Annotated in this window: 26 protein-coding genes and 1 pseudogene; 12 read left to right on the top strand and 15 right to left on the bottom strand. The window is 39.2% G+C overall.

The features are described 5' to 3' along the window. Window positions 1–33: 33 nt before the first annotated feature. The 3 genes and pseudogenes from ASC84_RS16865 to ASC84_RS16855 all read right to left on the bottom strand — a co-directional run bounded on the left by ASC84_RS16865 (window position 34) and on the right by ASC84_RS16855 (window position 2,894). Window positions 34–1,285, bottom strand: a pseudogene (locus ASC84_RS16865) (NRAMP family divalent metal transporter). 331 nt (window positions 1,286–1,616) lie between these two features. Next, window positions 1,617–2,525 (bottom strand): LysR family transcriptional regulator MumR, encoded by a 909-nt coding sequence (gene mumR / locus ASC84_RS16860; RefSeq protein WP_004718045.1) that lies wholly within the window; start codon window positions 2,523–2,525, stop codon window positions 1,617–1,619. 123 nt (window positions 2,526–2,648) lie between these two features. Next, window positions 2,649–2,894 (bottom strand): SlyX family protein, encoded by a 246-nt coding sequence (locus tag ASC84_RS16855; RefSeq protein ID WP_004718047.1) that lies wholly within the window; start codon window positions 2,892–2,894, stop codon window positions 2,649–2,651. Between the two features lie 35 nt (window positions 2,895–2,929). On the opposite strand from ASC84_RS16855, the gene ASC84_RS16850 reads away from it, so the two are divergent. Beyond that, window positions 2,930–4,840, top strand: coding sequence for an ATP-binding cassette domain-containing protein (locus ASC84_RS16850; protein ID WP_056516899.1), 1,911 nt, complete (start codon window positions 2,930–2,932; stop codon window positions 4,838–4,840). Window positions 4,841–5,047: 207 nt separating this feature from the next. On the opposite strand, the gene ASC84_RS23510 is transcribed toward ASC84_RS16850, so the two are convergent. Next, a complete protein-coding gene (locus ASC84_RS23510) occupies window positions 5,048–5,176 on the bottom strand; it encodes a hypothetical protein (RefSeq protein WP_016539259.1) in 129 nt (42 codons plus the stop codon). A gap of 365 nt (window positions 5,177–5,541) precedes the next feature. On the opposite strand from ASC84_RS23510, the gene ASC84_RS16845 reads away from it, so the two are divergent. Further along, on the top strand, window positions 5,542–5,757 hold the full coding sequence (locus ASC84_RS16845; RefSeq protein WP_224964682.1) for a hypothetical protein: 216 nt from the start codon (window positions 5,542–5,544) through the stop codon (window positions 5,755–5,757). A 126-nt stretch (window positions 5,758–5,883) separates the two neighbouring features. Here ASC84_RS16845 and ASC84_RS16840 read toward each other — a convergent pair whose 3' ends face one another. Next, a complete protein-coding gene (locus tag ASC84_RS16840; protein WP_056516896.1) occupies window positions 5,884–6,861 on the bottom strand; it encodes an acyltransferase family protein in 978 nt (325 codons plus the stop codon). A gap of 37 nt (window positions 6,862–6,898) precedes the next feature. Further along, complete coding sequence (locus ASC84_RS16835) at window positions 6,899–7,450, bottom strand: O-acetyl-ADP-ribose deacetylase (RefSeq protein ID WP_056516893.1); 552 nt, start codon at window positions 7,448–7,450, stop codon at window positions 6,899–6,901. Window positions 7,451–7,567: 117 nt separating this feature from the next. On the opposite strand from ASC84_RS16835, the gene ASC84_RS16830 reads away from it, so the two are divergent. Both ASC84_RS16830 and ASC84_RS16825 read left to right on the top strand, forming a co-directional pair. Then, window positions 7,568–8,503 carry a lauroyl acyltransferase gene (locus ASC84_RS16830; protein ID WP_056516890.1) on the top strand — a complete coding sequence of 312 codons (936 nt, stop codon included), beginning with the start codon at window positions 7,568–7,570 and terminating at the stop codon, window positions 8,501–8,503. Between the two features lie 194 nt (window positions 8,504–8,697). Continuing rightward, on the top strand, window positions 8,698–9,261 hold the full coding sequence (locus ASC84_RS16825) for a hypothetical protein (RefSeq protein WP_056516887.1): 564 nt from the start codon (window positions 8,698–8,700) through the stop codon (window positions 9,259–9,261). 36 nt (window positions 9,262–9,297) lie between these two features. Here ASC84_RS16825 and ASC84_RS16820 read toward each other — a convergent pair whose 3' ends face one another. After that, on the bottom strand, window positions 9,298–9,615 hold the full coding sequence (locus tag ASC84_RS16820) for a hypothetical protein (RefSeq protein ID WP_056516884.1): 318 nt from the start codon (window positions 9,613–9,615) through the stop codon (window positions 9,298–9,300). Window positions 9,616–9,946: 331 nt separating this feature from the next. Next, window positions 9,947–11,065 carry an endonuclease/exonuclease/phosphatase family protein gene (locus ASC84_RS16815; protein WP_056516881.1) on the bottom strand — a complete coding sequence of 373 codons (1,119 nt, stop codon included), beginning with the start codon at window positions 11,063–11,065 and terminating at the stop codon, window positions 9,947–9,949. 185 nt (window positions 11,066–11,250) lie between these two features. Between ASC84_RS16815 and asd the strand changes: the two genes are divergently transcribed. From asd to truA, 5 genes are all read left to right on the top strand, one after another. Then, window positions 11,251–12,369 (top strand): aspartate-semialdehyde dehydrogenase, encoded by a 1,119-nt coding sequence (gene asd, locus ASC84_RS16810; RefSeq protein WP_056516877.1) that lies wholly within the window; start codon window positions 11,251–11,253, stop codon window positions 12,367–12,369. A gap of 161 nt (window positions 12,370–12,530) precedes the next feature. Further along, on the top strand, window positions 12,531–14,036 hold the full coding sequence (locus ASC84_RS16805) for a hypothetical protein (protein WP_056516874.1): 1,506 nt from the start codon (window positions 12,531–12,533) through the stop codon (window positions 14,034–14,036). Between the two features lie 46 nt (window positions 14,037–14,082). Continuing rightward, window positions 14,083–15,381 (top strand): hypothetical protein, encoded by a 1,299-nt coding sequence (locus ASC84_RS16800; RefSeq protein WP_056516871.1) that lies wholly within the window; start codon window positions 14,083–14,085, stop codon window positions 15,379–15,381. 48 nt (window positions 15,382–15,429) lie between these two features. Beyond that, entirely contained in the window at window positions 15,430–16,404 is a 975-nt protein-coding gene (locus ASC84_RS16795; protein WP_034611706.1) for an asparaginase domain-containing protein, read from the top strand. Between the two features lie 8 nt (window positions 16,405–16,412). After that, complete coding sequence (gene truA / locus ASC84_RS16790) at window positions 16,413–17,210, top strand: tRNA pseudouridine(38-40) synthase TruA (RefSeq protein WP_004718082.1); 798 nt, start codon at window positions 16,413–16,415, stop codon at window positions 17,208–17,210. 50 nt (window positions 17,211–17,260) lie between these two features. On the opposite strand, the gene ASC84_RS16785 is transcribed toward truA, so the two are convergent. After that, on the bottom strand, window positions 17,261–18,010 hold the full coding sequence (locus tag ASC84_RS16785; RefSeq protein ID WP_155860357.1) for an SMI1/KNR4 family protein: 750 nt from the start codon (window positions 18,008–18,010) through the stop codon (window positions 17,261–17,263). A 110-nt stretch (window positions 18,011–18,120) separates the two neighbouring features. Continuing rightward, window positions 18,121–19,131, bottom strand: a complete 1,011-nt coding sequence (locus tag ASC84_RS16780) for an AraC family transcriptional regulator (protein ID WP_004718084.1) — start codon at window positions 19,129–19,131, stop codon at window positions 18,121–18,123. 228 nt (window positions 19,132–19,359) lie between these two features. Here ASC84_RS16780 and infA point away from each other — a divergent pair, with 228 nt between their 5' ends. Beyond that, window positions 19,360–19,581, top strand: a complete 222-nt coding sequence (infA, locus tag ASC84_RS16775; protein ID WP_004718087.1) for a translation initiation factor IF-1 — start codon at window positions 19,360–19,362, stop codon at window positions 19,579–19,581. 359 nt (window positions 19,582–19,940) lie between these two features. Continuing rightward, window positions 19,941–20,342 carry a hypothetical protein gene (locus ASC84_RS16770; protein WP_056516869.1) on the top strand — a complete coding sequence of 134 codons (402 nt, stop codon included), beginning with the start codon at window positions 19,941–19,943 and terminating at the stop codon, window positions 20,340–20,342. A gap of 145 nt (window positions 20,343–20,487) precedes the next feature. Here the strand turns inward: ASC84_RS16770 and leuB are convergent, their stop codons facing one another. The 4 genes from leuB to leuC all read right to left on the bottom strand — a co-directional run bounded on the left by leuB (window position 20,488) and on the right by leuC (window position 24,405). Continuing rightward, window positions 20,488–21,567 (bottom strand): 3-isopropylmalate dehydrogenase, encoded by a 1,080-nt coding sequence (leuB, locus tag ASC84_RS16765; protein ID WP_004718091.1) that lies wholly within the window; start codon window positions 21,565–21,567, stop codon window positions 20,488–20,490. Between the two features lie 42 nt (window positions 21,568–21,609). Beyond that, window positions 21,610–22,179 carry a hypothetical protein gene (locus ASC84_RS16760; RefSeq protein WP_056516866.1) on the bottom strand — a complete coding sequence of 190 codons (570 nt, stop codon included), beginning with the start codon at window positions 22,177–22,179 and terminating at the stop codon, window positions 21,610–21,612. Window positions 22,180–22,284: 105 nt separating this feature from the next. Continuing rightward, complete coding sequence (leuD, locus tag ASC84_RS16755; RefSeq protein ID WP_004718096.1) at window positions 22,285–22,935, bottom strand: 3-isopropylmalate dehydratase small subunit; 651 nt, start codon at window positions 22,933–22,935, stop codon at window positions 22,285–22,287. Between the two features lie 21 nt (window positions 22,936–22,956). Continuing rightward, a complete protein-coding gene (leuC, locus tag ASC84_RS16750) occupies window positions 22,957–24,405 on the bottom strand; it encodes a 3-isopropylmalate dehydratase large subunit (RefSeq protein ID WP_004818782.1) in 1,449 nt (482 codons plus the stop codon). A gap of 424 nt (window positions 24,406–24,829) precedes the next feature. On the opposite strand from leuC, the gene ASC84_RS16745 reads away from it, so the two are divergent. Next, a complete protein-coding gene (locus tag ASC84_RS16745; RefSeq protein WP_171252552.1) occupies window positions 24,830–25,078 on the top strand; it encodes a DUF2061 domain-containing protein in 249 nt (82 codons plus the stop codon). A gap of 29 nt (window positions 25,079–25,107) precedes the next feature. Here ASC84_RS16745 and ASC84_RS16740 read toward each other — a convergent pair whose 3' ends face one another. Continuing rightward, a complete protein-coding gene (locus ASC84_RS16740) occupies window positions 25,108–25,746 on the bottom strand; it encodes a hypothetical protein (protein WP_056516862.1) in 639 nt (212 codons plus the stop codon). Between the last annotated feature and the right edge of the window lie 150 nt (window positions 25,747–25,896).

Genomic DNA, 25,896 nt, shown 5'->3' with positions numbered 1-25,896 from the left:
TGATCATTCCTTTTCAATTGAGTGTGAAGTTGATTAGAGCTTGGTGAGGTAATTAAATACCGTCGTGAATGACATATAACCCATCCACCATGTGAGTAAGCAGGTTAATACACCCAAAACCAGCAACCATTTTGGATAATTATAATTGCCCATCATGTCTTTACGACATGCCGCAACATAGACAAAAATCGTTAAACCAATTGGTAATACCAAACCATTAAAACCACCCACAAAGATCAGTAAGCCCGCAGGTGTTGCACCTAGAATCACGTAAAGCAACAGGGCTAAAGAAATAAAGCTAATGGTGAGGTAGTTGGTATGTTTAGTGGTTAAGTTCTGTTTAAATGCGGACATAAATGAAACAGAGGTATAGGCTGCACCAATTGTGCTACTGATTCCCGCTGCCCAAAAAATCAAACCAAACAGTTTAAAACCAAATGTACCCGCAGCATATTGGAATGCTTGCGCAGCTGGGTTGGCATCGTGACTTGCTAAATCAATATTTGCACCACTGACCACAACCCCTAAGAATGCCAAGAACAATACATAACGCATGATCCCGACCACCACAATACCTTTGGTTGCGGCTCTGGCCACTTCATCAATATTCTCTGGTCCAACCGCACCTTTGTCCAATAAACGATGTGCGCCCGCATAGCAGATATAACCACCTACGGTACCGCCAACAATAGTTGTAATGATGGCGAAATCAATTTGATCAGGTGCAAAAGTTTGTTGAACGGCTTGCCCCACTGGTGGCATGACAATGAATGCAACGATCACGATCAAAACGATTTTGAGCAACCCCAAAATAATCATGCTCTTGTCCATCGCCAGAGTGGCTTTTCTGGAAGCAAAAATCAGAATTGCCAAAGCACCACTCAGCACGCCGCCGACCTTGGTATCCAACCCAAAGAGTGCATTTAAGCCCAGTGCAGCACCCGCAATGTTACCGATACTAAAGAAAAACCCGCCTAAAATGACCAGAAATGCGAGTAAGTAACCACTCCCCGGTAAGGCTTTATTGGCAATATCAGAAGCGCGCATTTGCGTTAAGGTGACCACACGCCAAATGTTTTGCTGAACAACATAATCAATAATGATCGAAACTAGGATTGCAAAGCCAAATGCAGCACCTAATTTCACTGTAAATACAGCGGTTTGAGTTAGAAAACCTGGCCCCATCGCAGACGTTGCCATCATAAAGATAGATGCAACAATTGCCCATTGACGGTCAGACAAAAAAGAAGATTTCAATAAAGACATGTAGGCGTTCCTCATCCATTTGAGCTTAATCAACGCTATTTCAAGTGAAACAAAGAACATCTATTTTTCTAAAATACGAGATTCTTTAATCCTTTAAACTTTTAAGATTTTCTGGTTATGCTGAACCAAATCTGTATTTCAAATAAAAGCATAGGCGAAGGTCAGTCACAATAAGACTTTATCCAAAATTCATTAAACACAACATATTGAATTTACGTGTTTTTATTATTTTAAAAATCATTTAATAATGAATATTTATCACTTTCTATAAGTTCTCATTATCAATATTTCATATTTTTGCAATTTTTAAATCAAAACCAAAGCTGCATAAAATGCCGTTTTATTGTTCATTATCTAATTTTATTATTCAGCTTTTTCATGGCATTTTCCGAAGTTAAAACCGCTAAATCCGTCAACTTTTCTTTTAATGCGGTGTTATTGCCTTGTGTATAGATTGCGGTAAAGTGGAATGTCTTTAATTGGATTGGCGTATCCAAAATTTCCAATCGCCCATCTAAAATTTCTTTGATTGCCGTTAGTTTAGGTACCACTGCAATCCCTAAACCTTGTTCAGCTAAACGTAATAATGTGACCAACGAATAACTTGTGATGGATAGCGGTTCATCAATCTTCTGTTCTTTCATTTTGGCTTTGAGCTCTTTATAAGGATAGGTAATTCTTGGATAGGTTAAAATGGTATGCGACATCAATGTCCGCAATGACATCTGCCCGATTCCACCTTTAAATGAAGGTGATGCCAGAAAGCTTAATTCAAAATCACACAATGAACGTTCTATACATTCAAAAGGCAAAGTTGGCCCCAGTAAAAACGCCATATCCAAATCACCGATGCGTACACCTTCTTGTAAATCTGGAGTTAAATTCACCACGATTTCGATGGAAACTTTGGGAAACTCTTGCTGGACTTGCTCCATATACTCCACTAGCCAAGTATGGACAATCGTTTCGGAAACCCCTAAACGAATCGTTCCTGTTAAATACTGACTTTCTGTGAGTTCAGCCACCAAGTCTGTTTCCAGTCGCATAAACTTTTCAGCATATTTAAATAAGGTCATGCCCTTATGCGTGGCTTTGATTTGACGAGAACTGCGATCAAGCACTTTAAAACCGAGATCATTTTCAATCGCAGTAATTTTTTGAGAAATTGCAGGCTGTGTCGTGTGAAGCTTTGTTGCGGCTTTATTAAAACTGTTTAAGGTCACCACCCAATAAAATGCTTCGAGGTTTTTTAAGTTCATAATCCATTTTAACCCACAAATTTAGCGCTTGCGTTATGCAAATCCTTTGCCAATATCACTGCTATGTGTGAATTTACACCTGATTCAGCACACCTCAGCCACTCATATTTCACATCCGTTGCATCAATAATGCGGAGGACGATTGGTCATTGGGTCAAATGCTGCAATACCTTCTGACAAATCAGCAGATTCTATACGTTGGTAGATTAACTGCATTTGTTTTTTTAAATCAGCGATTTCCAAGCTTTGTTGCGCCACTTGATCATTTAATTGTTCGACTAAATCATCTAAAAATGCAATTCGGACTTGCAAATCTTCTATGGGTGCGGAAAATGACGCCTGATCATCAATATTTTTATGTTTAGTCATTTTTAGTCCTCAGTGTGGGATGTTTAGGAAACCGTATGGCCTATATTACTATAAGGGATGTCCAACTTGCGTTTGGTGGACCTGCCCTGCTCGATGGCGCAAACTTCAATTTAGAACGAGGCGAACGAGTCTGTCTGATTGGTCGTAACGGTGAAGGTAAGTCTACTTTACTCAAACTGATTGAGGGAAGTTTATTGCCTGATCAAGGTGAAATTGCATTACAAAATGGTATTACAATTTCTATGCTTGCTCAGGATGTACCGATGGATTCGGGCAAAGTTGCCGATATTGTTGCCGAAGGTGCAGGAGAAGCTGCGCTCGTCCTAAAAGAATACCATGAAGCCAGCGATGCTTGTGTATTAGGTGATATGGAAGCTTGTGATCGTATGGGCAACCTACAACATAAGCTCGATTTGCTCGATGGTTGGGCATTAGAAACCAAAGTAAATTCTATCTTGAGCAAAATGGGCTTAGATCCTGAAGCAGATTTAGCAGATCTATCAGGCGGGCGTAAACGCCGTGTACTTTTAGCACGTGCATTGTTGACGCAACCTGACGTTTTATTACTTGACGAACCAACTAACCATTTGGACGTAGAAAGTATTGAATGGTTAGAGAAATTCTTACTCGATCAAAACAATCTCACCCTGTTATTTATTTCCCATGACCGTGCTTTTGTTGACAGTATTGCGACACGTATTGTGGAGTTGGATCGTGGTGTTTTACGTAGTTATGAAGGTAACTACTCACGCTATCTCGACTTAAAAGCACAGCAAATGGAAGCTGAAGAAAAGCAGAATGCGCTGTTTGATAAACGCTTGGCTGAAGAGGAAACTTGGATTCGTCAAGGGATCAAAGCACGTCGTACCCGTAACGAAGGTCGTGTACGTGCATTAAAAGATTTACGTGAACAATCTAAAGCACGTCGCTCACAACAAGGTAAAGTGAGCATGGCGACTCAAGAGGCGAATCGTTCAGGTAAATTGGTCTTTGATATTGAACACTTAAGTGTGGCTTTTGGTGATAATGCACCGATTATTAAAGATTTCTCTGCGTTAGTACTGCGTGGCGACCGTATTGGTTTAGTCGGTGATAATGGTGTAGGTAAAACCACCTTGATTAAAGCCATTTTAGGTGAACTTGAACATGGCGGTTCGGTGAAAACAGGTACACAGCTTGAAGTGGCTTATTTTGACCAATTACGTAATGCGCTAGATCTTGAAAAATCAGTAATGGCCAACGTGTCTGAAGGCTCAGACTTTGTCGATGTTAATGGTGGTCGCCGTCATATCTACAGCTACTTACAAGACTTTTTATTCTCGCCTGAACGCGCACGTACTCCAGTAAAAGCACTTTCAGGTGGTGAGCGTAACCGTATCCTTTTGGCAAAGTTATTGCTTAAACCGTCTAACCTTATTGTGATGGATGAGCCAACCAATGACTTAGACATGGTGACTTTAGAATTACTCGAAGAGATGTTGAGTGATTATAAAGGGACTTTGTTATTGATCTCCCATGACCGTGCATTTATGGACAATGTTGTGACATCAACTTGGGTATTTGATGGTAAAGGCAATATCGATGAATACATTGGTGGCTATCAAGACTATCTAGAACAACGTCCAGATCAACGTGTTGTCGATCAGAAAAGTGATGTAAAAAAAGCCATTGCGAAAGCAGAAGCTGCTGCGACGCCTGCTGAACCAGCCGTTAAAAAAGTGAAGTTGAGTTATAAAGATCAACGCGCTTTAGAACAGTTACCTGCAGAAATTGAAGCTTTGGAAAAAGAACAAGCTGAACTGACTGCAAAACTTGCAGATGGTTCTTGGTTTGTGACTGATGCAGATGCAGCCACCAAAGCGTCGCAACGACTTGGTGAGATTGATGAACTGCTGCTTGAAAAAATGGAGCGTTGGGATGCATTAGAAGAAATGACCAAAGGTTAATTCTTCTAAAATCTTTAAATAAAAACTCCGCAAATATGCGGAGTTTTTATTGAGCCTGCCGACATTGAAACCAACAACATAGATCAATCATCTTATAGATATACAATACATATTTTCAGCTTTATGTATTAACCAGATTCAAAGACATTGAAACATAACGCAACCCATGATTTTCAATGGTTTCATCTTTCACCACAAAGCCAAATTTTAAATCATACTTACGGAAAACAGTTGTCGCCCACTGCCATTAATTGCAAACTCATCAATAAAAGGCGCAATCAATTGGGTAATTGCAATTAAGTCCTTTATGGTTGCTCTTCTGATTGTCTTATTCATGTGGGGGACATTTCAATAGTGGAGTAGCAGTAAAAGATCAAAATGCTAAATTTAAGTCTGTAATCAGAGTTTCATCATCTAGCTAATACTTTAAATGATACATAACAGAATCTTTCATTTTTAAAAATAAACGCACTTATTTAAATGGCTTAGTTCAAGTTAAAATGACGGCAATACTTTACTGATTAAAATTAAATAAAACTTAAAAAATCAAAGCACTTACCATTCCCCACTCATCTTACCCATGATCATTTCATTTATACTGAATTTCGCTACAAGCACTTCATGATGTTTCCATACAAATCCACCAAGATATGATTATCGAATCTAGTTCAGATCTCGAATTATTTAGTGAGAATATGATCATGAAAAAAGTTACATCATTACTTGTTGCAGCATTCACCACAGCAATTTTCGCAGGTTCTGCAATGGCAGCAACTCCAGCACAGCATTCGACTCAAGCGGTTAAAACCCATCAAATGCAAAAACAACATAAAGCTGGTCATAGCCAAAAACACCATGCCGCTGCACAAAAATCAGCAACAGCAAAAAAAGTAGAGGGTAAAGCAGCAACCAAATAATCCACTTTAAAACGTTGTTTTAAAACTGTCGCTTTATAAAATTATGATCCTCATGCTTAAAAGCTACACCAACAGTGTAGCTTTTAAATTTTCAGCGAATGCTCTGGATCGCTTCAAATCCATTCGCTACTTTAAACCGAATTTTTCAACAGGTTTGATTAACCATAAAGATAATTTTCTTAATAAAATATCAAAAAATTGCTGTTGTAACATCCAGCAAGTCAATACAGATAAACCAATACAAATCCCAATTTCCACAAAAATATGAAAATCCAGTTGCCAATAACGTGCAATCAACATCACCACAAAACCATGTAGCAAATACACCGCCAAGGTGTTTTTTCCAAGTTGCACACAGCCAATATTTAATAATTTTGTCCATGCAAACATCGCGAAAATGCCCAAACTCGACATCAATAAACAGCCTATTCTGATCCACGTACCATCCCACATACTTACCTTAAGTTGCTGATAACTTAAACTGCCATATAACCAAAATGGGTTGATTTGGGTGAAATATACCAAGCTTGCAATACCCACCACGATGAATCCAGCTAAAATTTGAGTGAATTTAAATTGCTGAATTTTCTCGACAATGGTTTTGCCATAAAGTGCACCCACAATAAAAAATGGAAAAAAGCTAAAAATTCTTCCGATAGAGTATTGGTAATTGTTCCATGGGCTTAAGCCGACACATAAAGCAAGAATCAGTGCAATCAGCAGTGCAAATTTTGTTTTTATCAAAAAATGGGTAAGCGTTGTCCATACCATCATGCCCAACAGATACCATAAGATCCAATAAGGTCGTTCAAACACATTCCAATTGAGCTGAAATTTACCTGACCAGATCACATCAAATGCAGGAAATAGAATTTGAAAGGGTAAATAGAGCGCGACAAAAAATAAAATATTTTTAAACCATTTACTGTCTTTAAACAACATGCCCGAAATAAAGATAAAAGCAGGCATATGTACAAAATAAATCGTACCTAATAAGACATGATCAATCGGATCTTTCCAACCGATCATGCGTTCTAGAAAATGCCCGAGAACCACTAGAAATATCAGTGTTGCCTTACAACTGTCTAAGTAGGTATCTCTCATCGTAAGGTTGTCTAAAATAGTCGGTGAATAACTGCGATTATATACCTAAAACATGCACTTGCTTTTGATCAATCTCAGCAAGATGCTGGCGATAGATTTTAAAATTTTCCAAATCAAAACACACGAAACTGACTTCCTCTAAGTTGTTCGTCTGGGTTAAAAACTTAGTCACGCTGTTTATGGCGATAAATGCTGCTTCTGATTTGGGAAAACGATAAATCCCTGTTGAAATATTCGGAAATGCCAGTGTTTTTAGCTGATATTGTTCAGCGAGTCTTAAGCTATTGAGATAGGCTTTCTCAAGAAGTTCATTTTCAGCATGCTGTCCATCTTGCCAAGTGGGGCCCACTGTATGAATCACATAATTACAGGGCAACAACCCCGCTGTGGTAATCACTGCTTCACCAATTGCGCAACCACCCTGTCTGGCTCGGATCTTTTGACAATCCTCCAAAACAGCAGAACCACCTTTACGATGAATTGCACCATCCACACCACCACCGCCAAGTAACGAGGTATTGGCAGCATTCACAATTGCATCCACCTTTTGAACTGTAATATCACCTTGAATTAACCGAATTATTTTCACGTCATGCTTCCTTGCTTATCCTCGATGAGAGTGAATGACATCTTGAATTTTCTTCTTTAAACCGCTTCATGCTACACTCCTTTCAGTTTTAACTTCCCCAAAATTTACAAAACTGCTATGAGTAAAAAGCATCAATACGAGCCTGGAAAATTTTATTGGGCATTTTTACATCCGAAATATTGGGGAATCTGGATTGCGATTGTATTTTTGATGATGCTCGCAATTTTGCCTTGGGCAATTCAGTATCGCTTAGCAACATTGTTGGGCAATATTGCCTTTGACCGACTAAAATCGCGTCGTGAAACAACAACGCGTAATTTAGAAGTCTGCTTTCCAGAATGGTCGCCTGAACAAGTCATCGACAACTCAAGACAAGTCTTTGTTGATCAAATGGTCGGGGTCTTTGAAACATTAAATGCATGGTATTCACCACAATGGTTTAAAAACCGTGTCAGCATTCAAGGGCTAGAGCATATCCAACAGGCCAAACAAAATGGTCAAGGCATACTGCTACTCGGCACCCATAGCACCATGCTTGATGCTGGTGGTTATTTATGCGCACAATTTTTTGAACCCGATGTCGTGTATCGCCCACAGAATAATCCTTTACTCGATATGCTGATTTATCGTTGTCGTGCAACGATTTATAAAGCGCAGATTGATCATGATGATATGCGTGGATTGATTCGTCATCTTAAAGAGGGTGATGCAATTTGGTATAGTCCAGATCAGGATTTTGGATTAAAACAAGGGGTGATGGCGCCCTTTTTTGGTACGCCCGCTGCAACAGTCACGGCGCATCGACGTTTATTGAAAATATCAAAAGCAGTCGCAATCCCACTGTATTTTTATCGTGATGGTGATATCAAAGATCCAAAATATCATGTGCTTATTGAACCTGCTGTTGATCCATTACCCAGTGAAGATGAAATGGATGATGCGATTCGTGTCAATAAAATCATTGAAAATCAACTGCGGATCGCACCGACACAATATATGTGGTTTCATCGTCGCTTTAAAACACGTCCAAAAGGCTACGAGAAAATCTATTAAGTTTAAGTATTTTTGTTTTAACGATCAGGAGATAAAAAATATCTCCTTTTTTATTTTGGTCATCTAGCGTCTAAATACCATCGTTCATGGCGAACTGCGTCTAGTTACACATGCCCACTTTCTTGATTAAACAAAGCGAATTAAGATTTATCAATAATAAGCGGAATATATTCAAATTTAAGGAAAATAAAACAATGAATATCACCAATAAAGTTCTTTTTTCATGTTTGATCAGTTCCAGTTTGATGTTTATCGCATGTTCAGAGCAAAAAGCAGATACAGCCCAAAACAAAACATCAGAAACTACGTCTACTGCAACAACTCAAGGCAATTGGAAAAGCAAAGCGACTGAACTAAGTACAGCCAACGCAACAGAGATTACAACAGACTTGGCTCAACTTAATCAGATCGTCAATCACGCAAATACGCAAGCACTTCAATTAAGAGCGGAGCTTCAATCAGCTGCGCTCCAACCTGAAAAGCGCCAGCATATTTTACTCAAAGCCAATGATATACAAGTGAAAACTCAACAACAAATCATGGCATTAAATTTAAAAAGCAGTGAAGTACAAAGTCTACGCACACAAATGATTGATAATTTAATCACCAGTCAGAAAATGTATACGCTTTCAACAGCCCCAGATTTTGATGCAAATGCACCCAGCGATGAATTTGAGCAACTTGGTAAACGTTCAATGGCGCTTCAACAAAAAATTTCTGCTGAAATGGACGCCTTAAATCAACATTATGGAAAATAAAAATAATTTGGATCATAAGCGGGTTAAGTAGAAAAACTAACCTTTCCATACCCGAAAACGTGCCATAGCCCAAATCACATAAGGCCAAAAAATCATATTGACTATGCTATGGATACTTTCCCAAATACGCCAATAGCCTCTACCAAAAATATCTGCGCGTGCATTAAAGATTTCAATTACAAAGGCAAGCACCACTGTGGCGATAATCGCAAAATTTGATTTAAGTTGTCTTTTATGAATTGCAGCAACAATAAAATAGATGATTAAACCTGCATAGATAAATAAAGCATCACTACTTAAACCAGTAAAATGTTTAAGACTTGAAGCGAATTCTTGAACTTTTGCGAGAAACATAGCCACTCTTTTTTATTTTCAATCTTGTCTATTCTAAATTATATACCATAAATAAAGCATAACCCGAGTTCTGCATCCTGCAAAACTCGGGTTCATGAGGTTGTGCTTTCACATCTTATTCTTATTTTCTTGGTTATCCATTCCAACATCAAATCCTTGATGATTGCTCCATCGACTTCGTCTTCCTTAGTGAGATTTTCCGTTCTCATTCCCTGTGTCGATAAGTAAAGATTAAAACGAATATGCTTTGCATGCTATCCGCTTAGGGCCTAAATCCATGTAAGTAATTGCTTACAAAAATCAGCCATTTTTTAATTTTATTGTCAGACAATCAGGTTCCAGCTTTATAACTTTGTGCAATTTCATCAGTCACCAACTTCTCCTCTTTCTCTGCTTTTTCAATCCCTTCCTGAATTGCCTCTTGCGCTTCCCTTTCATCTGCATCGGTTTGCTCTAACTCTTCTTGAGTTTGCTCAAAAATACGCCCTGTTTGTAATACCACATAAATCGGAAAATGATCTGAACCCACATGAGGCAGCCGCTGCATATGTACTAAAGCAAAATCTGTACTATGAAATAAATGATCCAAAGACCATCTTAAAAATTTATAGTCAGCATGGAAGGTGTTGATATATCTGCGCCCCACACGTGGATCAAGCAAACCACTGATACGCTGAAATAAACGCGTTGTGCGTGACCAAGCAACATCGTTTAAATCCCCCATAACAATACAGCTCTCATCCAAGTCTTTGATCTGATCCCCCACAATAAGCAATTCAGCATCACGTAAAGTCGAGTCTTTGGCTTCTGTTGGACTTGGTGGTTTGGGATGTAAACAATACAGTTGCACCGCTTGCCCAGATGGTAAAATCACCGTGGTATGAATAGACGGAATTTCATCACTGAGAATGAATTTAACCTCTGTATCGACCAACTTGAGTTTGCTATACAAATGCATCCCATAGAGATTGTCTAAAGGTATAGCCACACGATAAGGATAATCTTTTTCAACTTGAGCCAATTCATTTTGCCAAGTTTGATCAGTTTCAAGTGTCAAAACAATATCTGGCTGGTGCTGTTCAATTTGCTCAAGCAATAAGTGATACTGATCGTTCGGTGTCAGCACATTCGACACAATCACTGAAATTTGCTGATCAGGATTAAGCTGATCTTTGGTCACCTGTTTGACTTGTTTCTTCCAAATGAAGGTATAAGGCAAAACCATCTTTAATTGAAAAGCTACGGCAGCTATCAATAAAAATAAAATCACTTCACGAGCCAAGTCCCACGGCGCTGTCCAAAACAACATCAAGACCAAGGCAATCAGACCAACAAATAATATCTGCAAGCGTGGAAAATCAGCACCTCTAAACCACCATTCATCACGGGGAATCAGTGACCAGAAACTTAGCCAAATCACAATCAAAGCAAGTACTTCTATCCAGATCATATTTTGTCACTCTTATATTCTTAATTTTTGAATGATTCATAAATTAATATCAATTTTGCATGTATCATAAACAAGATATATTGCACAATATAGTTGTGTTTTCATTGTGTATGCTATTGCAGTTACACACTCTTTTGATACACTCAAACCCCCTTTTATTTTTTAACGCACCGAGGCAAAGTGACATGAAAGTAGGTCTGGTCGGTTGGCGCGGGATGGTTGGTTCTGTCCTTATGCAACGTATGGTTGAAGAGAATGATTTTGCTCATTTTGAGCCATTCTATTTCTCTACCAGTAACGCAGGTGGTGAATCGCCTGCTTTTGGTGGTAAAACTGCTCCAGCACTTATGGAAGCGACGGACATTACCAGTCTGAAGCAAATGGATGTCATTATTACCTGTCAAGGTGGCGACTATACATCAGAAGTCTTTCCTCAGCTAAAAGCTGAAGGTTGGAAAGGCTATTGGATCGATGCAGCTTCTACATTACGTATGGATGATGAAGCAATTATTGTACTCGACCCAGTCAACTTAAATGTTATCAAAGACGGTTTGGTCAATGGTATTAAAACATTTGTTGGTGGTAACTGTACGGTTTCTTTGATGTTGATGGGCATGGGTTCACTGTTCCAACACAATTTGGTGGAATGGATGACGGCGATGACTTATCAAGCCGCTTCGGGCGCTGGCGCGCAAAACATGCGTGAGCTGATCACAGGTATGGGGTATTTATATAACAATACTCAAGACTTGTTAGATGATCCACGTTCTGCGATTTTAGACATCGACAGCCGAATTGCCGAATTACAACGTGGCGAAGCTTTCCCGAAAGCAAACTTCGGTGTGCCTTTAGCGGGCTCGTTGATCCCTTATATTGATAAGCAACTTGAAAGCGGTCAATCTAAAGAAGAGTGGAAAGGTCAAGTTGAAACCAACAAGATCTTAGGTAATGCTCAGATTGTTCCAATTGATGGTCACTGTGTACGTATTGGTGCAATGCGTTGTCATTCTCAAGCCTTAACATTGAAATTGAAAAAAGATGTTCCGCTTGATGAGATTGAGGACATGATTCGTCAGTCTAACCAATGGGCAAAAGTGGTTCCAAATACACGCGATGCGTCAATGACGGATCTTACTCCAGTCGCTGTAACAGGAACTCTATCTGTGCCAGTAGGTCGTTTACGTAAATTAAATATGGGTAAAGAATATTTAGGCGCATTCACTGTAGGTGACCAATTACTTTGGGGTGCTGCTGAGCCTTTACGTCGTATGTTACGTATCTTAATCGACTATAAAAATGCTTAAAGTCACAAAAAACTCATAAACAATGAAAAAGCCGATCTATCTTGATCGGCTTTTTTATGTAACTATGTTTATGTAACTCTAATGTTAATATTTTACATATAGACTACAGCTAATATTGTATTATGGGGATGCCTTGAACTTTGTCAGAGCAATGGATAGAGATGACTGTATATAACAAATTAAAAATTGCCATTTTAGCCATCATGACGTCGCAAGCGGTGAGTGCGATTACAATAGACCCGATCCAAGTTCAGTCAGGGTCTGGTGATCTGCTTTATGCTGAAATGAAGTTTAGTAATGCAAATCCAAATGAAAAAATAGAAGTCGGATTAGCCGATGCAGATGATATTCAAAATATTGGTATTTCCGCGCAAGCACCTGGGCATTTAAATTTTTATACTCGTCGTTCAGGAGATGGCACTGGGGTGATTGTGATTACCTCTTCTCGTCCGATTGTTGAATCTGAATTAAATATATTATTAAAAGTCAAAGAAGGGAGTGCGACCCATATTCAGCAAGTCAAAGCCCCATTGACTCGTGGGCGTAGCAACGTCCCTGCTCCAATGAGCAATGCCTTAGTCAAAGAAAAGCCTCTGACACCTCAAATCATCGTCAGCGAAAAAGATATTGCATTAAATTTACCAACCAGCACGCAATACCACGTGACAACGCCAGAAGTCGTAACTCCACCAGCTATGGCGACCAAAGCAACGACGACAACTGATTCAGCTGGTACTTTAGCAATTAATGTGATTGCACCACCAGCACTCAAAACAGAACAAAAAACAACTACAGTTGCGACAACCACACCACCTGCAGCTACAACCAATACTCCTAACCATCTTCAAAGCAATCATCAAAGCAGTGCTCAGAATACGCCACAAACAACGGCGGTAACTGTACAACAAGTGCCTCAGCCACCAGCCGAAAAAGCACCAGTGCAATCTGCAAAAGCTCAGACCCCACCCGCTAAATTAGACGAGCAAAAAGCAGAATCACAAAAGCCAAAAGATTCCAAAGCTGAGACCAAGCAAGCAAAATCGAATGAGTCTCGTGTAGAGAAATCGAAAGCAGAGTCACAAAAAGTGCTTAAACAGCAAAAAGCCAATAAAGCATTAGATAAACAACCTAAACATATTGTTCAGGCCAATGAATCACTGTGGAAAATTGCATCTCGGATTGCAGCAGAAACCAATCAAAGCGTTCCAGAAGTGATGCGACAAATTAAAGCAAATAATGCCAATGCGTTTATTCAAGGTGATGTAAACCGTATTCGTCGTGGTGCTGCACTCAATCTAGCAGCCAGCTATCGTCAAATACCACAAAGCAAAAATAAAGTTGCAACGGCTGCACCTGAAATTGCCAAAAAGCAATCGGGTTCTGCCAAATATCGCTTAGATCAAGCAGAAATGAGTTTAGTCGCAGACAATGAACAACCCGCTGCTCAGAGTCAAGGAAAGCAAAATACACAGTTGAATCAGACCACTACTGAATTATCTACAAAAGTTATGACATCTCGTGAAAAAACGGTTAAATTACAGAAGAATGTGAACCAACTTGCAGCAGGTTTACAACAAAAGAATCAGCGAATTCAATTATTAAATGCTCAGCTCGCTCAATTGCAACAGCAATTACAACAGCAGAATGCAAAAAAACCAAATAGTTAGGATATTCAAAATATTGATTCATTGTGCTCAATGAAGGGGAAATAAAATGTTGTTGTATGTGATTCCATTTGTTCTACTCTTGGTCGTGGCGATCGTGCTCAAAAAACGAGAGGATGCCAATAAAGAGAGTGCCAGTACCAATAACAAAAAAAGTAACAATAAAAAGACTTCAAAGAAAAATGTTGCACGTACTGCGCGTACCTCAAAAAAACAACAGACCACTGTTGTTGAAGATGAAGTTATTGTTAAACAAGCAACAAAACCATTAAGCCCTGAATTAAAAAGCAATATTGAAAAGCTGATTGCTGAGAAAAACTATTTTTCTGCTGAAGCAAAAATCAATCAAGTTTTAAACCAAGACAATGCTCAACATGAACTTTATCTTTATCTTTTAGATGTGCATCTGGCACAAAAAGATGAATTTGCAGTGAATCAGTTGATTAATCATATTCGTTCATTGGGCTTAGACGAAATCGTCATTCAAGCCGAAGAACGACGAAAAGCCAATCAAGCTGATCACCCAGTTGAATCGATTGCTTTTGAGCCATCAAGCCCTGTCGTGCCAGAAAGCAAAAATACAGCTGCCTTTGATGCCTTGATTGGAAATACAGAAACAATTTCACAACCCGCTGTATCTAAAACCGAAACGCAAAATCTGGCACAAGTCGATGCGCTAGAATTCGATCATGCAACGCTTGTTGAGCAGAAAGTTGAGACACCGCAACAACCTGTTCAGCCGTTAGAATTTAATTTAGATCCTGCACCTGAAAAAGCGCCAACAACAACACCTGAGCTTTCTTTTGAAGTAGTTCCTCCTGCCCCAGAAATTAAAACTGAAACTGTTAAGCCGTTAGAATTCACGTTTACAGCAAATGAACCTACAGCAGTTCCAGTTGAAAAAGCAGCAGAGGTTGAAATCGCACCAGAATTCAAACTTGATTTTGCTGAACCGATTACACCAGTAGCTACTGAAGAAAGCACACCAGTACGTGATTTTGAATTTAAACTCACGCCTACTGAACCAGAGACACAGCCCACTTTTAGTTTTGATCTAGATCCAAAACCTGAAACAGTTGAGCAAGTGCATAGCACAGTAACACTTGGCCTTGAAACGCCTAGTGAAGCTGAAACCAGTCTGGCCATAGATGCAAATGACCCATTACTCCATTCATTCCCTGAGCTGGCTCAAGTAAATGAAATTCAATTAAATTTAGACCTTGCTCAACAATATCTAAATTTGGGTGCATATGCTTCCGTTCGTGAGCTACTCTCACAAAATGAAGCAGCGTATACCGCTGAACAACGCCAACAATCACAAAATTTACTCAATCAAATAGCTTCTTAAATCTATTCGTCTTAAGATAAAGCAGTCATGAATGGCTGCTTTTTTATTATGAACAAAAAAATTGCTTTAATTTACATGGGTGGAACTTTTGGCTGTATTGGCGAGCCTTTAGCGCCGATGCCTGATGCTGAGTTTATTCCACAACTCAAAAAGGTCTTAGCACCTCAGTTTAAAATTGAGTGCTTTAAGGCGCCCAGTATCAAAGACAGTAGTGCATGTACAGCCATTGACTGGCTTATGCTGATTCAACAAATACAAAGCCTACAACTCCAAAATTTCCAACACTTTGTCATTATTCATGGTACAGATACGCTCAGTTATGCTGCGGCGACCTTATCACGCTTTTTAGCTGAGTCCTGTCATGTCGTCCTTACTGGAAGCCAATATCCACTGCTCAATATTCAAGGGGACAATACTCGAGAATTCACCGATGCGCTGGATAATTTAAATACCGCACTCGATGCCGTCACTCGACTTCCTGTAGGCGTGTATTTGGCTTTCTACCATCAAGTGATTCATGCAAGAACCACATTAAAAGCTCATAGCACTGCTTTAGATGCGTTTAAAGGACTCAAAGCCGAACAACAAATAGCGGTAGATCATTCCGTCATTCAGGTACAACTTTCACATATCGAAAAAGCCAAATCGCTCAATATCGTCAATTGGATGATGGTGCCGACTGAAATATTACAGTTTGAACATAATCTGGAAATTTTCTCCAAACATGCTCCGCATTTCTTGATCATTCAAGCTTATGGGGTAGGTAATTTAGCCGTAAATGCGGGCATTATCCAAAAAATTAAAAGCTTGCAGGAAAATGGCTGCCAAATCATTTTATCGACTCAAGTGCCTCTAGGCGGCATGGATCAACGCTATGCGATTAGCCAATGGATCAAAGATTCAAAAATTTTGGTCAGTGATGCACTGAGCCAAGCAGATCTTTATGCCAAAATTGTTAAAATTTATTTACAATACCCCTCTTCGGAACAATGGCATGACCATTGGTATGATCATCCTGAATAGAGGTATTTATGCAACGTTTTGCAATTGGTATTGAGTTTTGTGGCATGCGATATAAAGGTTGGCAAACTCAACAGCCTGGCGTACGTAGTATTCAGGAAACCATGGAAAAGGTGCTCAGTAAAATTGCCGACGAGCCTATTATTTTACATGGTGCGGGTCGTACTGACGCGGGTGTCCATGCGACCAATATGGTGGCCCACTTCGACACCAATGCGATTCGCCCTATACGTGGTTGGTTAATGGGTTCAAATAGTCAATTACCCAAAGACATTTCAATCCAATGGATTAAAGAAATGGATAACGATTTCCATGCACGCTTTAAGGCAAAAGCTCGTCGTTATCGTTATGTGGTCTATCAATCAGCAAACCGCCCTGCCTTGTTACATAAACAAGTAACACATGCCTATTATCCACTCGATGTGGATAAAATGATTGAAGCGGCGCAAAAATTTCAAGGCACGCATAATTTTGAAAGCTTCCGCGCTGCTGCATGTCAGTCCAATCAGCCTGTACGTCATGTCAAACATTGTCGCTTAATTCGTCATGGCAACTATCTAGTTCTCGATATTCAGGCAGATGGCTTCTTACACCACATGGTACGTAACATCATGGGCTGCTTACTTGAGATTGGCCAAGGTCTATATGAAGTGGATCATATTGATGAAATTTTTGCGGCACAAGATCGTAAAGCGGCAGGAATCACTGCACCACCAGATGGGCTTTATTTTATTCATGCAGATTACCCAGAACAATTTGAATTGCCTCAACCACCGTTAGGGCCACATTGGTTAAATATGCCTGAATAATTTTTGCGGCTACATATAAAAAATCCTTCTCAATAGAAGGATTTTTTCACTTACCAGAATTTCCACCACGCTTTTCGAGGCTGAGTCTCTGCTTGAGTGAATTGTTGCTGAGGAGTTTCTTGTTGATTTTGCTTCAATTCAGAATTATTTTGCTGGTTTTTACCCGTATTTTCTTGATGAATTTTTTCTGCAATTTCTTCAAGAGATTGATCCAACCATAATTCATACCAATCTAAAAAAGGTATTCTATCCGTATTACCGAACTCATGCGATGGATAAATCCCACCATCATTGGCTCGATCATCTGTCCAAATATGACCATATTCTGCACCATTCACAACGAGATTTAGACTCACCCCACAACCATAATTACAAATTGCGAGTACACCATTCATTTGATGTTGATGAAATTCAGAATATTGCCGTTCGTATTCTTCCTCATCCTCCTCATCACATGTAGGCTCAAAAAATTCATTCCAAGGCTGTGTATGTGGAAATGCTAAATTGGGATGAAGCAAATTATCTTTATTTGGATAATCCAAATCTTTAAAAAGCACCTTTTCAAAAGACTCTATTCCATAATATGGTCCAGCACCACCATTTCCAAGCTGAGTCAAAAAAGCAACATAATCTTTGGGTAATTGAATTTGATGGCTACGTTCAAATTGTTCAATCACATCTAATGATAAACGGGGATTTAAACGATATTGATGGCGATTTGCACCAAATAAAGTGCAATGTATATCTAGCGCTTTCAACTTCTCTAATTTTTGCTGAATTCTTTGTAATTGTTCATTCATTGGCTTTCTCTATTTATGATTGGATTTTTAATATATTAATCATACAACGTAATAAAAAACTTCGAATTTTACAATTCGAAGTTTTTAGTCTTATTATCTAAATTTAACCACTAACGCTGTTTACGCTTTCTATATTCCACAGGCGTTTCATTGGTCCAACGTTTAAATGCGCGGTAAAAAGTACTTGGCTCAGAGAATCCAGTCAAATAAACAATACGCTCAACACTTTCGGTGGTATTGGCCAACAGTTTCTTGGCTAAGCGACAACGATAATCAGAAAGAATTTGCTGAAAACTGGTATTGGCTTCCGAAAGCTGTGTACGTAAACGACGTGGGGTAATGCTGAGTTGTGCAGCAACAGTTTCAAGGGTTGTTTCACCACTTTCCAAAGTGGAGCCTATGGCACGGCGTACTTCACCCACCAAATCATAACGTGCAAGCTCTTGCAGTTTTTCAATTGCAAGTTGTTCATGCAATTGCAATAACTCGGGCTCCGCTTGCCACAATGGATATTCTAAAATGGAAGGATCAAAATAAAGACGTGTCTCTTTTTGCCCTAAACTGACAGGACAACCATAAACACGATAATACTCACCATCAGAAGCGCCATTGGCAAAATTAAAATCGATGTAAATCGGTTCAAATCGTCCTTCAGTGATAAATTTAAAGAAGCGTAAAATCCCTGAAATAGCACATTCTGAAAAATGACGATTGACGATGTTCTCACCCCAAGGCTGTTCACCATTGGTTAAATAACAACGCCCGTCATCATCAATGATCAATTTGGCATGAAATGCATCGCTAATTAAACGCTGATAAGCCAAAGCACGCTTTAAGCCTTCGCCAAAATTTTCACTTGAAATAAACAGGTGTTCGATGACTTGCCCACGATACAGCGGCAAGTGCTCTCCGAGATGTAAACCAATATCTGGATCATTACTGACTTCCTCCGCAGCGACCCAAAATGCAAATTGTGCATTCAACGGTGTTCGAGCATTTTGGTCAACCTGACCCAATGCTACCCCAGCCTTTGATAATATTTCTTCTGTCGGCAATCCTGCACGACGGATCGCTTGATAGCCTAATCGTAAAACAACCGAAGCATCAGTTAGCTGACTCACGCAGTGCCCTTCCTTGTATGTTATTCATTTATACTTAAAACATTTAATTTAGATTACAGTCGATTGACCAAACTGACAATATTTATCCGCTTTTTTTTGTAGAAATTGTTTAACAATATGTTCGCTTATTTTCAAGTCATCTACCGCCTTGTAATACCGAATATTCTTGTCTTTCTGCAAAAAATTGCCTATAATTTGCGCCTTTCCAATTTGATCATCAGGTAGGCTATGGCCAATAAAGAGGAACTTATCGAGTTCGAAGGCGTTGTCACCGAAACGCTTCCTAATACTATGTTCCGTGTGCGTTTAGAAAACGGTCACGAAGTGATTGCTCACATTTCTGGTAAAATGCGTAAACACTATATTCGTATTTTAACAGGCGATAATGTAAAAGTTGAAATGACACCATATGACTTAACAAAAGGTCGTATTACATATCGTGCACGCTAAGTTTTAGTGTAAGCAAAAGCCACTTTTAGGTGGCTTTTTCATTATCCACAAGATTTACCTTCCTGCTTACGATCTTTTATCGTCTGGCAACTATACATCTGACACATTAAAATCTGTTTCATATACCTATTTATCACTTGTAATCCATTTACTTCAAAGTTGATAGCACTAATTTGTTCTAAATTTTAATACAACTGATCTTTTCACAGCTTCACCAGTTCTGTCTGTTTGACTCTTTTTAGTAAAATCTATACCACTTGGTTTGCCCTGCAACCGATCTAGATACATATGTGTGTATATTTATTATACTAAACAGAGATCATTTCTAAACTAAGTTAACTAAGGATCAGGTGAAGCTTATGAAAATACATGTATGTATGTTTTTATTGGCATCTATTGCACTTGTTGGATGTAAAAGCTTAAACACCCGACCAGCAAATTTAGATCAATATTTACAGCAATTCATTAGTAAAACCAGTACTGAAATTCAAAGCAATTTAAATTTTAAGGCAATGGGGTATCAGGTAAGCGATAAAATCCAAACCAGTAATAGCACCTTAAGCTATACCATCCTTAGACCAATCAATATCCCCATGGCAGGAGGCAATGCGACTGTAGGCCCTAATGCAATGGGTCTGCCAGTGATTCGTTATGATACGACAGGCACGCCAAGCTATGACATTAATTTTAATTGTAAAGTCACTTTTCAATTAAAAGATGGTGTTGCTGAATCTGTTGAGTATTTAGATCGAGCCTGTTAGCTGTTTTAAAGTGAATCTAATACCCATCGGTATAATGACGAGAATATGGATAGACTTTTATCAAAACTTATCAGAAGCTAAAATTTAACAATAAAAAACACAGCTTAAGCTGTGTTTTTTATGAGTAAGTATCTAAAACAAGTGCTTATGCAATCGCCGCAACGACAGCCTCGCCCATTTCAGCCGTACCAACTTTACGCATACCATCAGACATAATATCGCCAGTACGCAAGCCTTGGTCTAAAACTTGCCCTACAGCATCCTCAATGGCTTTTGCAGCCACTTCTTCACGGAAGGTGTAGCGTAGCATCATTGCCACAGAAAGAATGGTGGCAAGTGGATTAGCAACGTTTTGGCCAGCAATGTCAGGGGCAGAACCATGACAAGGTTCATACATACCTTTGCCATTCTCATCTAAAGAAGCAGATGGAAGCATACCAATAGAGCCAGTTAGCATTGCTGCTTCATCGGAAAGAATGTCACCAAACAAGTTCCCTGTCACAATCACATCAAACTGTTTTGGCGCACGAACCAATTGCATTGCTGCATTATCGACATACATATGTGAAAGTTGAATATTTGGATATTGTTGTTCTTTAAGTGCAGTCACTGTCTGCTTCCAAAGCTCAGTCACTTCAAGCACGTTGGCTTTATCCACTGAACAAACTTTACCACCGCGTAAGTTTGCCATTTCAAAAGCAACTTTTGCGATACGTTTAATTTCAGACTCTGAATAAACGTCAGTGTTATAACCTTGCTTCTCACCATTTTCGAGTTCACGAATACCGCGTGGTTGACCAAAGTAGATGCCACCCGTCAGTTCACGAACAATAAGGATATCTAACCCCGAAACAATCTCTGGTTTAAGACTAGACGCATCCGCCAATTGCGGATAAAGGATTGCAGGGCGTAAGTTAGCAAATAGATTTAATTCACTACGAATTTTCAATAAACCACGTTCTGGGCGAATTGAACGTTCAATGTTATCCCATTTTGGACCGCCTACAGCACCCAGTAAAATTGCATCCGCTTTTTTCGCTTGTTCTGCTGTCACAGCAGGGTAAGGTTCGCCATGTGCATCAATTGCTGCCCCCCCTAACAAACCCTGTTCCCATGTTAAACCTAAATTAAATTTATCATTGACACGTGTCAGTACTTTTTCAGCAGCAGCAACGATCTCAGGACCGATACCATCACCTGCCAAAATCAAAATTTGTTTAGACATTTGTAGTTCCATTTATTTTTCAGTATCTATACTGATGTGAGATTAAATCTTCTGTTCAACAAATTCGCTCACGCCAGTCACCGCATTATGCGGGCGACAAAAACGGCGAATTGTCCGTTTTTCTTGAATCATATCGACACATAGCGGTGTCGGTGAAGAAACATTCAGTAAACTTCCTGAACCCTGTGACCTTAAGCGATACATCTTAAATGTGTATTTTTGATTTGGTTTAAAATCATGAATAACATGGAAAACTTCAGCATGCTGTTTAGTGATTGGATAGAATCGAATCACCATCTCATATTGCTGAGGTGGAATCGTTAAATAAACACCATTTTGATCTAAAGGCTCACCCGTTAATTTGAGATAACCCTTTTGAATGGCGCTACGATTGGCACGTTGTGCACGTTCATCCATGATAATCACATCATTTAAGCGCGCAAATTCACAATGCTCTGCACCTGAACAATAGACAGAAACCGAATTTTGGCTGACATGTTTATTTTCAGCTTGCTTGATACGCATTAAATCAACCATTTGAGTGGATTGACATGCACTAAGCATAAAGCTTGTTAAACCGATTAAAACACTGCAACTCAAAAACTTAGTCATTGCTCAACCCCAACCCTCACTTCACTGAGTCAACATTCATTTTGTTATACTCGCATGTTAGCAAGAGTTAGGCATTCACGCTATGTGTAAAATGTTCGCTGAAAATTAACCTTGAATTTCAGCAAATACCCAAGGGCGTGATTGTTTGGTTTTTTCTTCATAAGCACGAATTTCATCCGCAGCCTGTAAAGTCAAACCAATATCATCCAAGCCATTCAATAAACAGTGTTTACGAAATGGATCGACTTCAAATTTAAAAGCTTCACCACTTGGTGTACGCACTTCTTGAGCTTCTAAATCAATGGTTAATTGATAGCCTTCCTGAGCAGCACATTCTTTAAATAGTTGATCCACAACAGATTCAGGCAAAATCACTGGCAACATGCCATTTTTAAAACTGTTATTGAAAAAGATATCTGCGTAGCTTGGTGCAATCACAGTACGAAAACCATACTCTTCCAATGCCCAAGGCGCATGTTCACGACTCGAACCGCAACCAAAATTGGCACGAGAAATTAATACAGATGCCGCTTGGTAACGTGGCTGATTCAAAATAAAATCAGGATTCTTCGGACGTTTAGAATTGTCTTGCCCCGGATAACCTTCATCTAAATAACGTAATTCATCAAATAAGTTATCACCAAAACCGGTGCGTTTAATTGATTTTAAAAACTGTTTTGGAATGATTAAGTCGGTATCTACATTGGCACGGTCTAAGGGTGCAACAATACCCTGTTCAACGGTATAAGCTTTCATGTCTTTGCTCCTTAAGCCTGATTAGAATGAACGTACATCAACAAAGTGACCTGCAATTGCTGCCGCAGCTGCCATTGCTGGACTGACAAGGTGAGTACGTCCACCATTGCCCTGACGACCCTCAAAGTTACGATTTGAAGTCGATGCACAATGTTCACCCGGTTGTAACTTATCAGCATTCATCGCCAAACACATTGAACAACCTGGCTCACGCCACTCAAAACCAGCTTCGATCAAGATTTTATCTAAACCTTCCGCTTCTGCTTGTTGTTTCACCAAACCAGAGCCTGGAACAACCATGGCCTGTTTAATACTAGACGCTACTTTTTTACCTTTTGCCACTTCTGCAGCAGCACGAATATCTTCAATACGTGAGTTGGTGCAAGAACCAATGAATACACGGTCTAATTGAATATCAGCCAATGCCTGACCTGCATTTAAACCCATATATTGATACGCACGGGTCCAGTCATTACGCTGCACATCATCTTTGGCCTGTTCCAAAGTTGGAACTGCTTGAGAAACAGGAATCACCATCTCAGGAGAAGTGCCCCAAGACACTTGTGGTTCAATTTCTTCACCATTTAAAACCACGATCGTATCAAAATGTGCATCTTCATCAGAATGTAAAGTATTCCAATACGCGACTGCCGCATCCCACTGTTGACCTGTTGGTGCGTAAGGACGATCTTTAACATATTCAATTGTTTTGTCATCGACAGCAACCATACCAACACGCGCACCGCCTTCGATTGCCATATTGCACACGGTCATACGCCCTTCAATCGACATATCACGGAATACCTGACCACCAAATTCAATCGCATGCCCAGTACCGCCAGCCGTTCCTATTTTACCAATAATGGCCAAAACCACATCTTTTGGGGTAACGCCTTGACCTAATGTTCCGTCAACACGCACCAACATGTTTTTCATTTTCTTCTGTACTAAGCATTGTGTTGCCAATACATGTTCAACTTCTGACGTTCCGATCCCGTGTGCCAAACAGCCGAATGCGCCATGTGTCGCTGTATGCGAGTCACCACATACCACCGTCATACCCGGTAAAGTTAAACCTTGTTCTGGTCCAACGACATGTGCAATACCTTGACGCACATCGTTAATGTCAAACTGCACCACATTAAAGGTTTTACAGTTATCATCTAAGGTCTGAACTTGGATACGAGAAGTATCATCTTCAATCCCAGCAATTCCTTCTGAACGCTCTTTGGTTGATGTGGGAACATTATGGTCAGGTGTTGCAACGTTAGCACTTAAACGCCAAGGTTTACGCCCAGCAAGTTGTAAGCCTTCGAATGCTTGTGGAGAAGTCACTTCATGCAATAAATGACGGTCGATATAAAGTAATGCTGAGCCATCATCACGTTGTGTTACAAGATGGTCATCCCACAATTTGTCATACAAAGTTTTTACTGATTCTGTTTTTGCTTTTTGGTTTTCGCCTGCCATGTCGAAATGCTCCACTGGACTGGGTAATTCTTTCATTCACTCAATTATAACCACGTTTTTACATAAATCTAATTTATCATTTTTATTAATTTAAAAACTTTTTGGAATTGATTTTATCCAAATAAATGCTCCTAAAATCACCTTTATACAGTATTTAAATCAATGACATATTTTCAATGACTTTAAAAGCACTTGGCTTAATCATCAATAAAAAATATAGCTTAGACAAATAAATGTACGTCCTAAACCATAAATTAAGCAAATCCGTTATTTAAAAAGAAGTCAATAAATTCTATATCAACAATCATGATGCAAGGTATAAAGAATAAAATATCGCTTTATCCAATCAACTTTAATCAAAAAAACCTTTTTACATTACAATTGATAATGATTATTATTTAACTATTGAATTAAATAAGTGGTGATTCTCATGGCGAGTATCCAAAATTTCCTACAAAGCAATCAACGTGTTTTCAAAAAAACCTTAAGCTATTACATCATGCATATCACAGTGGCAATGCTGGTTGCTTATGCGGTGACTGGTAATTTTTGGATGGCCGTGACATTAAGTTTACTTGAACCGACTGTACAAGCATTTGCATTCTTTTTCCATGAAAAGGCTTGGAATAAACGAGACCAAAAGGCAGCACAAAGCACTGAAATTAAAGTCTAAATCATATGTATTTTCTGTGGCTGGAGGTGTTAATCACCACCGCCTCCTCCACAGCTGCTACAACTACTACAAGAGGAAGATGAATCAGCACTTGTACTATGTGAATGGCTCGAATCACTGGATGAACTTGATCCTGAGCATGAGCTAGAAGAACATGACGATGTTGCAGAAGCCTGTGGAAAATCTGAAGTTGAACTCATCATTTGGCTATACATTGTCATCATAAATGGTAAGCTAAAAATTAAACCCCGCTCCCATCGAACATGGGCATCAACCTGAAAAATTCGCGGTAAGACCTGCGTGTTTTGTGGATTCAATCCATGTAAAGCACATGCCCCCTGCCAAGTATTGAGCAATTGCTGTCTTTGAGCAGCTCGCTGTGATTCAGTTGCTTGTAAATCATGTGGTTTATGAATCAATTCATAGCCTAAAAAACGTTGGCTCATGGACTGATAAAAGTCATCAAATTCTTCAATCAATATATGCCATAGCGCGTCCACTGAGTGTGAAGGCATTGCATAAGCTCCCCTACGCCACAAATGAAGTGCTAAATAGTCTTTAAAACCTTCTTCAATCAATGGATAAGAAGATTGTCGAATGTTTGGATGTCTTTGTTTAAAAGCAAGCCAAATACGATTTGGAAATTTAAAACTCTCCAAATCTTGCATTTTTCTTAGGCGATTTAACCGAAGCTTCAACCAAATTATACTGAGAATAGCGATGATAATGCTGGGGAAATAGATATTAAAAAAATATAAAAAGATTAAACCTAAAGCAGAAAATATCAATATTGTGGTAAAAAATCGAAGCCAAGTTTT

It is taken from the genome of Acinetobacter sp. Root1280, assembly GCF_001425285.1.
Lineage (GTDB): Bacteria > Pseudomonadota > Gammaproteobacteria > Pseudomonadales > Moraxellaceae > Acinetobacter > Acinetobacter guillouiae.
This window is presented reverse-complemented; position numbering and strand designations above follow the sequence as displayed.

Excerpts from the sequence above, each read along its gene's own strand:
- mumR (WP_004718045.1), bottom strand. The coding sequence starts at position 2,525 with ATGAACTTAAAAAACCTCGAAGCATTTTATTGGGTGGTGACCTTAAAC.
- ASC84_RS16855 (WP_004718047.1), bottom strand. The coding sequence starts at position 2,894 with ATGACTAAACATAAAAATATTGATGATCAGGCGTCATTTTCCGCACCC.
- ASC84_RS16850 (WP_056516899.1), top strand. The coding sequence starts at position 2,930 with ATGGCCTATATTACTATAAGGGATGTCCAACTTGCGTTTGGTGGACCT.
- ASC84_RS23510 (WP_016539259.1), bottom strand. The coding sequence starts at position 5,176 with ATGAATAAGACAATCAGAAGAGCAACCATAAAGGACTTAATTGCAATT.
- ASC84_RS16845 (WP_224964682.1), top strand. The coding sequence starts at position 5,542 with ATGAAAAAAGTTACATCATTACTTGTTGCAGCATTCACCACAGCAATT.
- ASC84_RS16840 (WP_056516896.1), bottom strand. The coding sequence starts at position 6,861 with ATGAGAGATACCTACTTAGACAGTTGTAAGGCAACACTGATATTTCTA.
- ASC84_RS16830 (WP_056516890.1), top strand. The coding sequence starts at position 7,568 with ATGAGTAAAAAGCATCAATACGAGCCTGGAAAATTTTATTGGGCATTT.
- ASC84_RS16825 (WP_056516887.1), top strand. The coding sequence starts at position 8,698 with ATGAATATCACCAATAAAGTTCTTTTTTCATGTTTGATCAGTTCCAGT.
- ASC84_RS16820 (WP_056516884.1), bottom strand. The coding sequence starts at position 9,615 with ATGTTTCTCGCAAAAGTTCAAGAATTCGCTTCAAGTCTTAAACATTTT.
- ASC84_RS16815 (WP_056516881.1), bottom strand. The coding sequence starts at position 11,065 with ATGATCTGGATAGAAGTACTTGCTTTGATTGTGATTTGGCTAAGTTTC.
- asd (WP_056516877.1), top strand. The coding sequence starts at position 11,251 with ATGAAAGTAGGTCTGGTCGGTTGGCGCGGGATGGTTGGTTCTGTCCTT.
- ASC84_RS16805 (WP_056516874.1), top strand. The coding sequence starts at position 12,531 with ATGACTGTATATAACAAATTAAAAATTGCCATTTTAGCCATCATGACG.
- ASC84_RS16800 (WP_056516871.1), top strand. The coding sequence starts at position 14,083 with ATGTTGTTGTATGTGATTCCATTTGTTCTACTCTTGGTCGTGGCGATC.
- ASC84_RS16795 (WP_034611706.1), top strand. The coding sequence starts at position 15,430 with ATGAACAAAAAAATTGCTTTAATTTACATGGGTGGAACTTTTGGCTGT.
- truA (WP_004718082.1), top strand. The coding sequence starts at position 16,413 with ATGCAACGTTTTGCAATTGGTATTGAGTTTTGTGGCATGCGATATAAA.
- ASC84_RS16785 (WP_155860357.1), bottom strand. The coding sequence starts at position 18,010 with ATGAATGAACAATTACAAAGAATTCAGCAAAAATTAGAGAAGTTGAAA.
- infA (WP_004718087.1), top strand. The coding sequence starts at position 19,360 with ATGGCCAATAAAGAGGAACTTATCGAGTTCGAAGGCGTTGTCACCGAA.
- ASC84_RS16770 (WP_056516869.1), top strand. The coding sequence starts at position 19,941 with ATGAAAATACATGTATGTATGTTTTTATTGGCATCTATTGCACTTGTT.
- leuB (WP_004718091.1), bottom strand. The coding sequence starts at position 21,567 with ATGTCTAAACAAATTTTGATTTTGGCAGGTGATGGTATCGGTCCTGAG.
- ASC84_RS16760 (WP_056516866.1), bottom strand. The coding sequence starts at position 22,179 with ATGACTAAGTTTTTGAGTTGCAGTGTTTTAATCGGTTTAACAAGCTTT.
- leuD (WP_004718096.1), bottom strand. The coding sequence starts at position 22,935 with ATGAAAGCTTATACCGTTGAACAGGGTATTGTTGCACCCTTAGACCGT.
- leuC (WP_004818782.1), bottom strand. The coding sequence starts at position 24,405 with ATGGCAGGCGAAAACCAAAAAGCAAAAACAGAATCAGTAAAAACTTTG.
- ASC84_RS16740 (WP_056516862.1), bottom strand. The coding sequence starts at position 25,746 with ATGCAAGATTTGGAGAGTTTTAAATTTCCAAATCGTATTTGGCTTGCT.